Source organism: Arenibacterium sp. CAU 1754, from assembly GCF_054482635.1.
Window position 1 is genome coordinate 108,383 of sequence record NZ_JBTLRG010000001.1, and the last position, 12,662, is coordinate 121,044.

Consider the following 12,662-nt stretch of genomic DNA (forward strand, 5'->3'; position numbering starts at 1 on the left):
GGGCAGACCGAAAAACGGCGGGAATGCCCCGCCGTTTCCTGTTTGGTTTCAGTGGGCCAGATGCACCAGCGCGTGGCGTTTCTTGCCCGCGCTCAGCTTGATCGGCGATGACAGGGCCTGTGCGTCCAGCATCAACCCGGCATCCGACAGGGGCGCGTCGTCGATTTTTGCGCCATGTTCCGCGATCAGGCGCTTGGCCTCTTTCCCGGATTTGGCAAGGCCCGAGCGCACGATCAGTTGCACGATCGAAATCCCGTCGCCCACCTCGTCGGCAGTCAGGTAGAGGGTGGGCAGGTCTTCGCCAATCCCGCCCCTTTCGAACACTTCGCGCGCGGTTTTCTCGGCATTGGCCGCCGCCTCGACCCCGTGGCACAGGGTTGTGATCTCATTTGCAAGCCGCACCTTGGCTTCGTTGATTTCCGCGCCTTCCAGCGCGCCAAGGCGGTCGCATTCGTCCACAGGCAGTTCGGTATAGAGTTTCAGGAACCGGCCCACATCGGCATCGGTTGTGTTGCGCCAAAACTGCCAGAATTCATAGGGCGAGCGCATTTCAGCATTCAGCCAGACCGCGCCATCGGCGGATTTGCCCATCTTCTTGCCGTCCGACGTGGTCAGAAGCGGCGTGGTCATGCCATAGATTTCATGGTCCAGCACCCGGCGCGTCAGGTCGATGCCGTTGACGATATTGCCCCACTGATCCGAACCGCCAAACTGCACCAGGCAGCCGTACCGGCGGTTCAACTCCAGGAAATCATAGGCCTGAAGGATCATGTAATTGAATTCGAGGAACGACAAGGATTGTTCCCGGTCCAGCCGCGATTTGACCGATTCAAAGCTGAGCATGCGGTTGACGCTGAAATGCCGACCGATATCGCGCAGAAAATCGAGGTAATTCAGATCATCGAGCCATTCGGCATTGTTGACCATGATTGCATCGCTGGGGGCATCGCCATAGGACAGGTATTTCGAAAACACCTGCTTGATTCCGGCGATGTTGTCGTCGATCTGCTCGGGCGTCAGCAATGGGCGCTCGTCGGCACGAAAGCTGGGATCGCCCACCTTGGTGGTGCCGCCGCCCATCAGGGTGATCGGCTTGTGTCCGGTCTTTTGCAGCCAGCGCAGGGTCATGATCTGGATCAGCGATCCGACATGCAGCGATTTGGCCGTCGCATCAAAGCCGATATATCCTGGAACCACGCCGGACATCAGTGCATCATCAAGCCCCTGATAATCGGTGCAGTCGGCGAGAAAGCCGCGCTCCATCATCACTGCGATGAAATCCGATTTGGGGTGGTAGGTCATGGCTTGCCTCTGGTTCGATTTCGAGGGCACAGTATAGATTGCATCGCGGGAAGTGTGAAACGGTTTTCCCGGCGCAAAACGCTGAACATAAACGCTGAAATCATGCCGGCATCGGGGTGATCGTTCAGACGGGGAACAGAGGGCAGGTCATGACCAAGGCCATCGGAAAATCAGGGGCGGTCTGGGCGCTGGGCGCGATGAGCGGCACGTCACTGGACGGTGTCGATGCGGCCACGGTGAAAACCGACGGGCAGCGTATTTTCGATTTTGGCCCGTCGGCCTATCGGGCCTATTCCGCGGCGGAACGCGCCGTGTTGCGCGCGGCGCTGGGCCAGTGGCACGGCCAGGCGGTGGACCTGGCCCGTGACGTGGTGGATGTGGCGCATTACGAACTTCTCAGCGGGTTTGATCATGTCGATCTGGTCGGGTTCCATGGCCAGACCCTTGCGCATGAGCCGCGCGGGAGGGGCACATTGCAGGTGGGCGACGGGACGGCGCTCGCCGAGGCGCTGCACCTGCCGGTCGTGTGGGATTTCAGAACCGATGACGTGTCGATGGGCGGTGAGGGCGCGCCGCTGGCGCCGTTCTTTCATTTTGCCTGTGCCAAATGGATCGACGCAGACGAACCGCTGTGTTTCCTGAACCTCGGGGGGGTCGGGAACATCACCTATGTCGATCCGTCCTTTGACACGCCGGACGCGGCCGGGGCGCTTTTGGCCTTTGATACCGGTCCGGCCAACGCGCCTGTGAATGATCTGGTGCAGGCGCGTCTGGGCCTTGAGATGGACCGCGACGGCGCGGTGGCCGCGAAGGGCAAGGTCGAAGACGGCGCGCTGGAGCTGTTCCTGGCCGAATCCTATTTCGCCAGGATGCCGCCCAAATCGCTGGATCGGAACGATTTCGCGGAGATGATCGAACTGGTCGGAGAGTTGAACGATGCGGATGCGGCCGCGACGCTTACCGCCATGTGCGCGGCGGGCGTGGTGCAGGGGATGGAGCATTGCCCGGTTCCGCCCGCGCGGATGCTGGTGACGGGCGGCGGGCGGCACAACCCGGTTCTGATGGAAATGCTGCGCGTCGCACTGGATTGCCCTGTCGAACCGGTCGAATCCGTCGGTCTGGATGGTGATATGCTCGAAGCGCAGGCCTTTGCCCATCTGGCCGTACGGGTGGCGCGGGGGATGCCGACCTCCTGTCCGGGCACGACCGGTGTGCGCGCGGCAGTCGGGGGCGGGATCGTTTCGCGTCCCCTGGAACGTCGTCAGATATCCTGACCTCCCGCCGTGCCGGCGAGGCACCGGGACGGAAGGGCGGGTCGCAGATAATCGACATTGCGGATTTTGCCGCGTGTCCGCAGCAGGCAGATTTCTGAGCCGACGCGCAGATCCGGCATATAGGCACGGCTTGAGAGCAAGCGGCGCCGACCGTTCTTGGTGCGTACCCACAAGCGAACCCCGGGGCGTTTTGAGCCTTCGCGCACGCCGAAATCTTCGACGACGGCGCGTTCGTATCCGATTTTTTCAACCGGTTCGAAGGCAAAGGCCGCAACAGCGAAACAGCTGACAACAACAATGGAAACGGTCCTGACCTCCTTACCGTGGATTATCCAGAAATCGCGGAAGCGGCGGGAAAAACGTCTGTTGGAATACTGTTTTAGTTCATTATTCATGACCTATATATGGGGGCTTCGACGGGCGTTATTGATGCCCGAATTGGAAACAATCTGTTTTAGGGGATGTCAAATCCGGGGTCGGCCAGTTCAAAGTGATCGAATTGAAAACCGGGGCTGACCGTGCATCCAACGAGGGTGTAATCGCCTGTAGTTGCAGCACTTTGCCATGCATTTGCGGGTACGATTCCTTGCGGGACCTCGCCGTTTTTAAGGCCGGGTTCCAAACGGATGGCGCGTTTCGGTCCGGCGTCTGTATCGGAAATGGAAAGAATAAGCGGCGAGCCGGCGTAGAAATGCCAGATCTCGGTCGCATCGACGCGGTGCCAGTGGCTGCGTTCGTCCGCACGCAAAAGGAAATAGATGCAGGTGCCAACGGGACGCCCCGAACCGTCGGCAACCCAGGTCTGACGATAATGGCCCCCCTCGGGATGGGGCTCCAGCTCCAGATGGGCGATAATTTCATCCGCTGTCATGGACGCAGGTTAGCGCCGGGAAGGGGCCGATTGCTATGGTAATTCGGGCGCAGGGGCATATCTTTGCGGCATGAGCATCATGATCCCCTTCGACAACAGCTATGCCCGCCTGCCCGAGGCATTTTATTCGCGCCAGAAGCCGGAACCGGTCAAGGCGCCGCGCCTTGTGGCGTGGAACAGTGATCTGGCCCGGATACTGGGCCTGCCGGATCATCCGAGCGATGAGATGGCGCAGATTTTCGCGGGCAATGAGGTGCCGGATGGGGCAACGCCGATTGCGCAGCTTTATGCGGGCCACCAGTTTGGCCAGTACAACCCGCAACTGGGCGATGGGCGCGCCGTTCTTCTGGGCGAAGTGGTGGGCACCGACGGGCTGCGCCGCGATATCCAGTTGAAAGGGTCGGGGCGCACACCCTATTCCCGCATGGGCGACGGGCGCGCATGGCTGGGTCCGGTGCTGCGCGAATACCTGGTGTCCGAGGCGATGCACGCGATGGGCATTCCCACGACGCGGGCGCTGGCCGCGGTCGAGACAGGCGAACCCGTCTATCGTGAGGCCGGCGGCTTGCCCGGCGCAGTGCTGACGCGCGTCGCGGCCAGCCATCTGCGCGTGGGGACGTTCCAGATATTCGCCGCGCGCCGCGACCTGGGCAGCCTGAAACGCCTCACCCAATATGCGATCGAGCGGCATTATCCGGATGCGGACGGGCCGATGGGCCTGTTGAAAGCCGTCCGGGACCGGCAGGCACACCTGATCGCGGCATGGATGTCGGTCGGGTTCATTCACGGGGTAATGAACACCGATAATTCGTCGATCTCGGGCGAGACCATTGATTACGGCCCCTGTGCCTTTCTGGATACCTATCATCCCGACACGGTGTTCAGTTCGATCGACCGGATGGGGCGCTATGCCTTTGCCAATCAGCCCGACATCGCGGTGTGGAACCTGGCGCAGCTGGCCACGGCCCTGATCCAGCAGATCGAGGATAAGGACGCCGCCGTTGACGAGGCGACCGAGATTGTCCATGCCATGCCGGAATTGACATTGCAGGCCTGGCTGGCCCGGTTCCGGGCCAAGCTGGGGATCAGCGGCGCGCAGGAGGGGGATCAGAAAATGATTGAGGACCTGCTGACGCGGATGGCGCAAAATCAGGCCGACTTTACCAACACGTTCCGCGCGTTGATCAAAGGGACGGCGCGCGATCAGTTTGTCGATCCGACCGCCTTTGATACCTGGACCGAGGGTTGGACCGCGCGCATTGAGGGCGAACCTGATCCGCAGGGCGTGATGCGGCGGGCAAACCCCGCGTTCATCCCGCGCAACCACCGGGTTGAAGAGGTCATCGCCGCGGCGGTGCAGGGCGATTACGCACCGTTCGAGCGACTGAACCGCGTGTTGGCGCGCCCCTTTGACGATCAGCCCGACCATGCCGATCTGGCGCGCCCGCCCACCGCCGATGAGGTGGTCGAGGCCACATTCTGTGGCACCTGAGCATTATTTGCGGTTGATCAGGTAAATCCCCGCCGCCACCAAAAGCAGGGCGCCCCAGACCGCCGGCCCGATGTGTTCCCCCAGCAAGGCCCAGCCGAAAAGCACCGCAAACACCGGTGAGAGAAAGCTGAAGGAGGCCACGCTGCTGGCGCGGTAGATGCTCATCAGCCAGAACCACGCCAAGAACCCGAAACTGCCGACACAGACGATCTGGAACAACAGGCCCAGCAGGTGGATCGGTTCAAGGTCGCGCATCAGCGGGCCAAAGAACGGGGCCGCGATCAGCAGGATCGGTGCGGACACCGCCACCTGAAACAGGATTTGCATGACTGGGGTGACATGGGCCAGCGGGGTGATGCGCACCAGCAGCGCGATGCCGGCCCACCCAAAGGTGGCGACCAGCGCAAGGATGTCCCCGGCAAGGCTGGCCGCGCCGTTGCTGCGGTCAAACAGGGCCAGCGTGACACCTGCCACCGCAAGGACCAGGCCGAGAACCCGTATCCCGCTGAGCCGTTCGCCGGGCAAGAGAACATGGGCGGCAAGGGCAAGCCAGACCGGCATGGTGTAAAAGATGATCGAGGCGCGCGACACGGTGGTCATGTCCAGCGCCAGGTAAAGGCAGATGAATTCGAACCCGAACAGCGCCCCCGACAACACGCCCCAGATCACGGCGTTGCGTGGAATGGCAAAGGAATATCCCCTCAGTCGCATCCAGATCAGCAGAACAAAGACGGCCCCAACCGACCGTAGGGCGGCCTGAAAAACCGGGCCAAAGCCGCCTCCGGTGACTTTGATGACGACCTGATTAAAGGCCAGCAGGGCCGCGAAACTGATCAGGGACGCGGCGCCAAAGCCGTCGATGGGGCGTTTTTCTTCCATACGTCCACAGGAGGGGGCGGCGCCAAAGGTGTCAAGCGTCCGTGTTTGCGCGCATGTCCGCGGGCCGGAGTTTCGGTGTGACGGGCGCAATTGGCCCGGAACATGATTTTCCACCTGACCGGACGGGCCTGATGTGCCAAGCTGTGGGGATAAACGGTATCATTGGGAGAACTGGATATGAGCCTTATGGGAACCTTGGCCAAGGTGGCCATCGGATATGCAGCCGCGCGCGGTGTGGACAAGCTGGGCGGCGGGCAGGGGATGTCGGGCCTGTTCGGCGGGGCCCAGGTAAAACCGGAGGATGCCCAGGCCGACCATGCGCCGGGCGTTGGCAACATGCAGGATATGATGTCGCAAATGGGCGGGGGCATGGGTGGCCTTGCCAATATGCAGGACATGATGACCAAGATGGCCAGCCAGGCGGGGTTCGACCTGTCAGGTCTGATGGGCGGCGCAACCGGTGGTCAGGATGGCTCCAAGGGTGGCCTGCTGTCGTCCCAGCCCGAAGGCGGTGCCGGGCTGGCCGGAATCCTGGCCGCCCTGGGCGGGGTCGCCGCGGCGGGTAGCAAGGGCACTGGCGCCCTGTTGGACCAGTTCGCCACCAAGGAAACCGCCCCGCAGGCGGAAGAGGCCGCTGGCCTGTTGCTGCGCGCGATGATCCAGTCGGCCAAGGCGGATGGCAAGATCGACGCCGCGGAATCGGCCCGTATCATGGAAACCCTTGGGGATGATGCGGATGCCGAGGATATCGCATTCGTGCGCGCCCAACTGGACGCGCCCGTGGATATCGACGCGCTGGGCGCGGATACGCCAGCAAATATGGCGATGCAGGTCTATTCCATGTCGCTGATGCCAATCCGGGTCGATACCGCGCATGAGGCGCAATACCTGGACCAGTTGGCCAAGTCGCTCGATCTGTCGCAAGAGGCCGTGAATGCCCTGCATCTGCAAATGGGCGTAAAGCCTCTTTACGCCTGAAATCAGGGGGTTAAGGTCCTGAGTTCGTCCAGTTTTCCGACGTGATCGGAACCTCGGGAAATTGCCGGGCAAGGTGATCGAGTGCGACGGGGGCGCCCTGGGGCGTCCACCCGGTTCTCTGCTGGCCATCGTCAAGGATGATGGCCAGCGGGGTCTTTTGCCCGGTGGCGAAGATGCCCGGTCCCACGCGCGTTGCGCGCGACGCAATCTGCGAAATTGTCAGAACCTGCAGCCCTTGGGCCAGTTTGAAGGCCTCCCATGCAAGGGTCATTGGGGCCTCCTGTTTTTCAAAACCTGCAGGCCAAAGCGTATCAAGGGACCCGCCAGCAGGATGGGCACAAACCGGATCGCAAGGGCGAGTTCGCCTTCAAGATGGGCGCGATCGAAAAGCGGTCTGACCGTGACAGAAATCCGCTCCGAAGGCGGGGGGCCGTAAATGGCCGGCGCGAGCGTGCCAAACAGGGCGCCGGTGTCGGCCGGATCCCCAAGGCCGACAGCACCGGTAATGCGTAGTTCGACCAGTGAAAACTGGCTTAGAAGTCCGCGCAGCAGGGACGGGATATGGCGTGCCACCCGCGGAGAGATGGACCCGCGCGACCGGGCCGAGTCATCCAGGGGTGGTTTCGGCTTGGCGGGAGCGTCGGTGTCAAAGAGACGAACGCCCGGGGCCAGCCCGCCCAACGCGGAGGCGCGCAAAACCGCCTGATTGTGGGACCCAACCCTGGCGGTCAACCTCAGATGCAGGGGCGTGGCGATCAGGGCCAATAGAAGGATCAGACCCAGCGCCACCGCCCAAAGCAGGAACACCATGCGTCTAGCTGTCCGGTTTGGACGATCCTTCGGATTTGGCCCTGGCCTCCATGGCGCGCCCTGCGGTTTCGGCCAGCACCTCGGCCAGATTGGACACCGCGCCTTTGACGGCCTCGACCCGGGCGCCGTTTTCATCGAAAATGATGGCACCCAGCGGTTTTATGCCACCACCGGCGCCTGTTCCGCCACCCGTTCCACTTTTTCCGCCGGTTGTGCCGCCCGCGCCGAACCCGAATCCGTAGCTGACAATCGGAATGACGGTTGCGCCGTCGCGTTCGATGGGGTCGCCCAGAACATTTTTTGCATTCAACAGCTTGTCGAGTTCTTCAACGGTACCTTTGAGGAGTTGTTCCACATTGTCCATTTCACGTGCCTCGCATATTGCTTGAAACAATGTCTGGAAAGATGCCGGCCACACGAAAAATGCGCCTTAACTTGGGTCAAGGCGCATTTCAGGGGTCATGTCAGTAATTGTCAGGCTGCGGCGCGATTGCCGCCGCCTTTGCCACGGGGCGGCCCCCGGCGTTTGCGGCGCGGGCCGCCTTCCGGCTTGCCTGCTCCGCCACCACCGCCAAAGTTGCCGCGACGTTGTCCACCGCGTCCACGTCCCTTGGGCTTGGCCGGTTCATCGACCGGATCCCAGGGGCGGCCCGAGGCCACGGGAATGGAAATGCCCATGGTTTTCTGGATCGCCTTGAATTCGCCCATCTCGTCGGGCGCGCAGAATGCGATGGCAGCGCCATCCTTGCCGGCGCGGGCCGTGCGGCCGATGCGGTGCACATAGTTGTCGGGCACGTTGGGCAGATCATAGTTATAGACGTGTTTGACGTCCGGAATGTCCAATCCGCGCGCGGCCACGTCGGTGGCGACCAGAACCTTGACCTCACCCGATTTGAACGCGGCGATGGCACGGTCGCGCTGGCCCTGGCTTTTGTTGCCGTGGATCGACGCGGTGGCAAAGCCGCGTTTTTCCAGCGTCTTCATCAGCTTTTCCGAACCATGCTTGGTCCGCCCGAACACCAGCGCCCGTTCGTCGCGGTGTTTGTCGAGCAGTTCGATCAGCAGCGAGGTCTTTTCCGCCTTGGCGATGAAATGCACCTCTTGCGTGACCTTGTCGGCGGCCTTGCCCGGAGGTGACACTTCGACCCGGATCGGCGAGGTCAGATAGCTCTGGGCCAGTTCGTTCATCTGTTTCGGCATGGTGGCCGAAAACAGCATGGTCTGGCGTTCCTTGGGCAGCAGATCGGCGATCTTGCGCAGGGCGTGAATGAACCCGAGGTCGAGCATCTGGTCAGCCTCGTCCAGAACGAGGAAGCTGCAGGCCTCAAGCGTGAGGGCGCGCCGGTCGATCAGGTCGATCAGGCGACCGGGTGTGGCGACCAGCAGGTCGGTGCCACGTTCCAGGCGTTTGATCTGGGCGTTGATGGACTGGCCGCCCACGACGACACCAACCTTAAGCGGCGTGTCCTCGGTCAGGGCGCGCAGGTTCTGGGCAATTTGCCCGGCCAGTTCGCGGGTCGGGGCCAGAACAAGGCCGCGCACGGTGTATTTTTCAGGTTTCTTGCCGAATTCCAGCATCTGCGCCACAAGCGGAACGCCAAAGGCGGCGGTTTTGCCGGTGCCGGTCTGGGCCAGGCCCATTACGTCGCGCCCGTTCAGGCCATGCGGAATCGCCTGTTTCTGGATCGGTGTCGGGCTGTTCAGCCCCATTTGCGTCAGGCGTGCCACCAGCTTGGCGGGCAGGCCCATCATGTCGAAATCGCTCAATTCATTTCCTTTCGGGGCCGCAGGAGTGCGGACCACAAACTGCCGTTCACTGACGGCCTTGGGGGCGCGTACCTCGGGTTTGCGGGCAGAGTGCCCCGGGCAAACCGGTACGTCGCTTTTGCCCCACGCGTGATTTTGGGAACACGGAATACATCGTTGTCTTGCAATCGGGCTCGGATGAGCCGGGCGGCATTCTGGGCCGCTCTTGGTCTGTCCTGCTCACGCGGCAGAAGACAACGCTTGGAGTGCACATGGACGCGATGGGACGCAAAGTCAACCTTTGGTCGGGATACAATCGCTGTGGAACCGGCGGGCCAGTCGGGGTAAACCGGCCAGAACCAGGACGACGGGGGCAGGCATGCCAGATTCAATCATCGAGCGCTGCGAGGCCAAGGGCCTCAGAATGACGGGGCAACGTCGCACCATCGCCAAGGTGCTGGAAGACAGCAGCGATCACCCGGATGTGGAAGAACTCTATGCCCGCGCAAGCGGGATGGACGCAGGCATTTCTATCGCAACCGTCTATCGGACCGTCAAACTGTTCGAAGAGGCGGGCATTCTGGATCGGCTGGAATTCGGCGACGGGCGGGCCCGGTACGAAGATGCCGAGCGCGATCACCACGATCACCTGATCGATATGAATTCGGGCGAAGTGATCGAATTCGTCGATCCCGAAATCGAAGAACTGCAGGAAAAGATTGCCGCCAAGCTGGGGTATGAATTGCGCGGCCATCGTCTGGAACTGTACGGCGTGCCGCGCAAAAAGACCTAGGACGTATGGCGCCGGCGTCCCAGCGACAGCGGGATCAGCACCGTCAGAATCATCAGCCGCATGAAATGACAGGCGGCGACAAAGCCGGGGCTTGCCCCCATGGCGACACCCAGCGCGATCATTGTCTCAAATCCGCCCGGCGCAAAGGCGGCCAGCACGTGGGCCAGAGGAATCCCAAGGGAAAAGGCGATGGGCAGGGCGGTCAACACGGCCACCGTGACCGCGATCAGCGTCGTGCTGCACCCGGCCAGAAGAGAGGCACGGAACTGTGCAAAGCTCATCCCGGAAAACCGCGTGCCGATCAGCGTGCCAAGGGCCAGAAAGGCCGGGGTCACGATCTGAACGGGAACCGACCCGGCGGTGACCTGGGAAACATGGGCAAGTGCGGACACTGTCATTGCGCCGATCAACATATGCGCGGGGACGTTGATCCGTTTGAACACAAGCCCCAGACCGGCACCCAGCGGGGCGAGGTACGCAAGGTGCCAGATCGGCATCGGCGCGCCACCCGCGATGGCGACGGTCTGCATGTGGATGCCCATGGCCAGCGCCACGAAGGGGACCGTCAGTGTCAGGGCCAGCAAGCGGATGGTTTGAACCACCGCAATGCGCCCCAGATCGTCCCCCCCGTCCGAGGCGAGCCCCAGAACAAAGCTGAGATGGCCGGGCGCGGCGGCCAGTATGGCGCTGCGCCGGTCAAAGCCGAACGCGCCTTGCAGGGTCAGGCGGCACAGTTGGATCGTGACCACCAGCCCGACCGCCATGGCCAGAAAAGCCAATGGCCACCGCATCAGCGCATCCGTGGCCGAAGCGTCGAACCCGGCCCCGATGCCAAGCCCCAGGACCACAAAGCAAAGATCGCGCACCCAATCGGTTATCCCGGTGCGCAGACCTAAAAGGCCCGCAAGGCTGACCATGGCCGCCGGGCCGATCAGAACCGATGCGGGTACGGACGCTGCATAGGCCAGTGCAAACCCGATGGCCCCGACAAACAGGGAAACCAGCGTGGTTTGAAATGGAACAGTGGCGCGGTGCGAAGACATGCGACGTGCCTATCATCCGCCGATGGGTGTCGCAATTCACGCCCACTGGCGATGTTAGCGACGGTCATTTCCTCTATTGCGGCTCTTGTCCCCTTTTCCTGCGCAGCGGGGGCCGTTAAGAGGCAGGCAACGTTTCAATCGGGACATATGACATGAGCACCATCATCGACATTCACGCACGCGAAATCCTGGACAGCCGGGGCAACCCAACGGTCGAGGTGGACGTCATTCTGGAAGACGGCACCATGGGCCGGGCGGCCGTGCCCTCGGGCGCGTCGACAGGGGCCTATGAGGCGGTGGAAAAGCGCGATGGCGATGCGTCCCGGTATCTGGGCAAGGGCGTACTGGAGGCCGTGGCCGCCGTGAACGGCGAAATCGCCGAGTCGCTGGTCGGGTTCGATGCGGTCGAGCAGCAGGCCATCGACGATGCGATGATTGAACTGGACGGCACCGACAACAAGGGCCGCCTGGGCGCAAACGCCATTCTGGGCGTGTCGCTGGCCGTGGCCAAGGCAGCCGCCGATTTCACCACCCAGCCGCTGTTCCGCTATGTCGGCGGAACGTCGGCGCACATTCTGCCGGTCCCGATGATGAACATCATCAATGGCGGCGAACATGCCGACAACCCGATCGACATTCAGGAATTCATGATCATGCCGGTGGCCGCGGAGAACATCCGCGACGCGGTGCGCATGGGTGCCGAGGTGTTCCACACGCTGAAAAAGGAACTCTCTGCGGCAGGTCTGAGCACGGGGATCGGCGATGAGGGCGGGTTTGCCCCCAACATCGCCTCCACGCGCGAGGCGCTGGATTTCGTGCTGAAGTCGATCGAAAAGGCGGGCTACAAACCGGGCGAGGACATTTACCTCGCGCTCGATTGTGCGGCGACCGAGTATTACAAGGATGGCAAGTACGTTCTGTCGGGCGAAGGCAAAACGCTGAGCTCGGCCGAAAACGTGGATTACCTGGCTGCCCTGGTGAACGACTATCCCATCATCTCGATCGAAGACGGGATGTCCGAAGATGACTGGGACGGCTGGAAGGCCCTGACCGACGCGATCGGGAACAAGGTGCAGCTGGTCGGGGACGATTTGTTCGTGACCAACCCTACGCGTCTGGCTGATGGGATCGCCCGGGGATGTGCCAACTCGATGCTGGTAAAAGTCAACCAGATCGGGAGCTTGTCCGAAACACTTAAAGCGGTCGATATGGCCCATCGAGCCGGATATACCAACGTAATGAGCCATCGTTCGGGTGAAACCGAGGATGCAACGATTGCGGATCTGGCGGTTGCCACAAACTGCGGTCAGATCAAAACCGGCTCGTTGGCGCGGTCCGACCGGCTGGCCAAGTATAATCAACTGATCCGCATTGAGGAAGCGCTGGGCGAAACGGCGGAATATGCCGGACGTTCGATCCTGAAATAAGGGTTTTGCGAGAGTTGCAAAAAAGCGCCCCGCCGGGAAATGGCGGG

Annotated in this window: 14 protein-coding genes; 5 read left to right on the forward strand and 9 right to left on the reverse strand. The window is 62.0% G+C overall.

The annotated features are described in order from the left end of the window. Positions 1 to 48: 48 nt before the first annotated feature. Positions 49 to 1,302 carry a tyrosine--tRNA ligase gene (gene tyrS / locus ACXYMO_RS00575; protein WP_458876702.1) on the reverse strand — a complete coding sequence of 418 codons (1,254 nt, stop codon included), beginning with the start codon at positions 1,300 to 1,302 and terminating at the stop codon, positions 49 to 51. Positions 1,303 to 1,451: 149 nt separating this feature from the next. On the opposite strand from tyrS, the gene ACXYMO_RS00580 reads away from it, so the two are divergent. Continuing rightward, the gene (locus ACXYMO_RS00580; RefSeq protein WP_458876703.1) at positions 1,452 to 2,576 is read left to right on the forward strand and encodes an anhydro-N-acetylmuramic acid kinase; all 1,125 of its coding nucleotides are present in this window, start codon (positions 1,452 to 1,454) and stop codon (positions 2,574 to 2,576) included. On the opposite strand, the gene ACXYMO_RS00585 is transcribed toward ACXYMO_RS00580, so the two are convergent. Continuing rightward, the gene (locus ACXYMO_RS00585) at positions 2,564 to 2,971 is read right to left on the reverse strand and encodes a hypothetical protein (protein WP_458876704.1); all 408 of its coding nucleotides are present in this window, start codon (positions 2,969 to 2,971) and stop codon (positions 2,564 to 2,566) included. The two genes, ACXYMO_RS00580 and ACXYMO_RS00585, sit on opposite strands and share 13 nt — an antisense overlap. A 59-nt stretch (positions 2,972 to 3,030) precedes the next feature. Then, complete coding sequence (locus tag ACXYMO_RS00590; protein WP_458876706.1) at positions 3,031 to 3,447, reverse strand: cupin domain-containing protein; 417 nt, start codon at positions 3,445 to 3,447, stop codon at positions 3,031 to 3,033. Positions 3,448 to 3,517: 70 nt separating this feature from the next. Here ACXYMO_RS00590 and ACXYMO_RS00595 point away from each other — a divergent pair, with 70 nt between their 5' ends. Further along, positions 3,518 to 4,939: a protein adenylyltransferase SelO gene (locus ACXYMO_RS00595; RefSeq protein WP_458876707.1), complete on the forward strand. Its 1,422-nt coding sequence runs from the start codon at positions 3,518 to 3,520 to the stop codon at positions 4,937 to 4,939. A gap of 3 nt (positions 4,940 to 4,942) precedes the next feature. Here the strand turns inward: ACXYMO_RS00595 and ACXYMO_RS00600 are convergent, their stop codons facing one another. After that, on the reverse strand, positions 4,943 to 5,818 hold the full coding sequence (locus tag ACXYMO_RS00600; RefSeq protein WP_458876708.1) for a DMT family transporter: 876 nt from the start codon (positions 5,816 to 5,818) through the stop codon (positions 4,943 to 4,945). Between the two features lie 177 nt (positions 5,819 to 5,995). Here ACXYMO_RS00600 and ACXYMO_RS00605 point away from each other — a divergent pair, with 177 nt between their 5' ends. Further along, the gene (locus ACXYMO_RS00605) at positions 5,996 to 6,796 is read left to right on the forward strand and encodes a tellurite resistance TerB family protein (protein WP_458876709.1); all 801 of its coding nucleotides are present in this window, start codon (positions 5,996 to 5,998) and stop codon (positions 6,794 to 6,796) included. A gap of 10 nt (positions 6,797 to 6,806) precedes the next feature. Here ACXYMO_RS00605 and ACXYMO_RS00610 read toward each other — a convergent pair whose 3' ends face one another. The 4 genes from ACXYMO_RS00610 to ACXYMO_RS00625 all read right to left on the reverse strand — a co-directional run bounded on the left by ACXYMO_RS00610 (position 6,807) and on the right by ACXYMO_RS00625 (position 9,373). Next, positions 6,807 to 7,067 carry a hypothetical protein gene (locus ACXYMO_RS00610; RefSeq protein ID WP_458876710.1) on the reverse strand — a complete coding sequence of 87 codons (261 nt, stop codon included), beginning with the start codon at positions 7,065 to 7,067 and terminating at the stop codon, positions 6,807 to 6,809. Next, a complete protein-coding gene (locus ACXYMO_RS00615) occupies positions 7,064 to 7,606 on the reverse strand; it encodes a DUF2953 domain-containing protein (RefSeq protein WP_458876711.1) in 543 nt (180 codons plus the stop codon). The genes ACXYMO_RS00610 and ACXYMO_RS00615 overlap by 4 nt, the downstream gene beginning before the upstream one ends. A gap of 4 nt (positions 7,607 to 7,610) precedes the next feature. Then, positions 7,611 to 7,970, reverse strand: coding sequence for a GerW family sporulation protein (locus ACXYMO_RS00620; RefSeq protein ID WP_458876712.1), 360 nt, complete (start codon positions 7,968 to 7,970; stop codon positions 7,611 to 7,613). 110 nt (positions 7,971 to 8,080) lie between these two features. Then, positions 8,081 to 9,373, reverse strand: a complete 1,293-nt coding sequence (locus ACXYMO_RS00625) for a DEAD/DEAH box helicase (protein WP_458876713.1) — start codon at positions 9,371 to 9,373, stop codon at positions 8,081 to 8,083. A 358-nt stretch (positions 9,374 to 9,731) separates the two neighbouring features. Between ACXYMO_RS00625 and ACXYMO_RS00630 the strand changes: the two genes are divergently transcribed. After that, positions 9,732 to 10,145, forward strand: a complete 414-nt coding sequence (locus ACXYMO_RS00630; protein ID WP_458876714.1) for a Fur family transcriptional regulator — start codon at positions 9,732 to 9,734, stop codon at positions 10,143 to 10,145. Here the strand turns inward: ACXYMO_RS00630 and ACXYMO_RS00635 are convergent. After that, a complete protein-coding gene (locus tag ACXYMO_RS00635; protein WP_458876715.1) occupies positions 10,142 to 11,188 on the reverse strand; it encodes an AbrB family transcriptional regulator in 1,047 nt (348 codons plus the stop codon). The genes ACXYMO_RS00630 and ACXYMO_RS00635 overlap by 4 nt on opposite strands. A 152-nt stretch (positions 11,189 to 11,340) precedes the next feature. On the opposite strand from ACXYMO_RS00635, the gene eno reads away from it, so the two are divergent. After that, positions 11,341 to 12,615, forward strand: coding sequence for a phosphopyruvate hydratase (gene eno / locus ACXYMO_RS00640; protein WP_458876716.1), 1,275 nt, complete (start codon positions 11,341 to 11,343; stop codon positions 12,613 to 12,615). Positions 12,616 to 12,662: the final 47 nt, after the last annotated feature.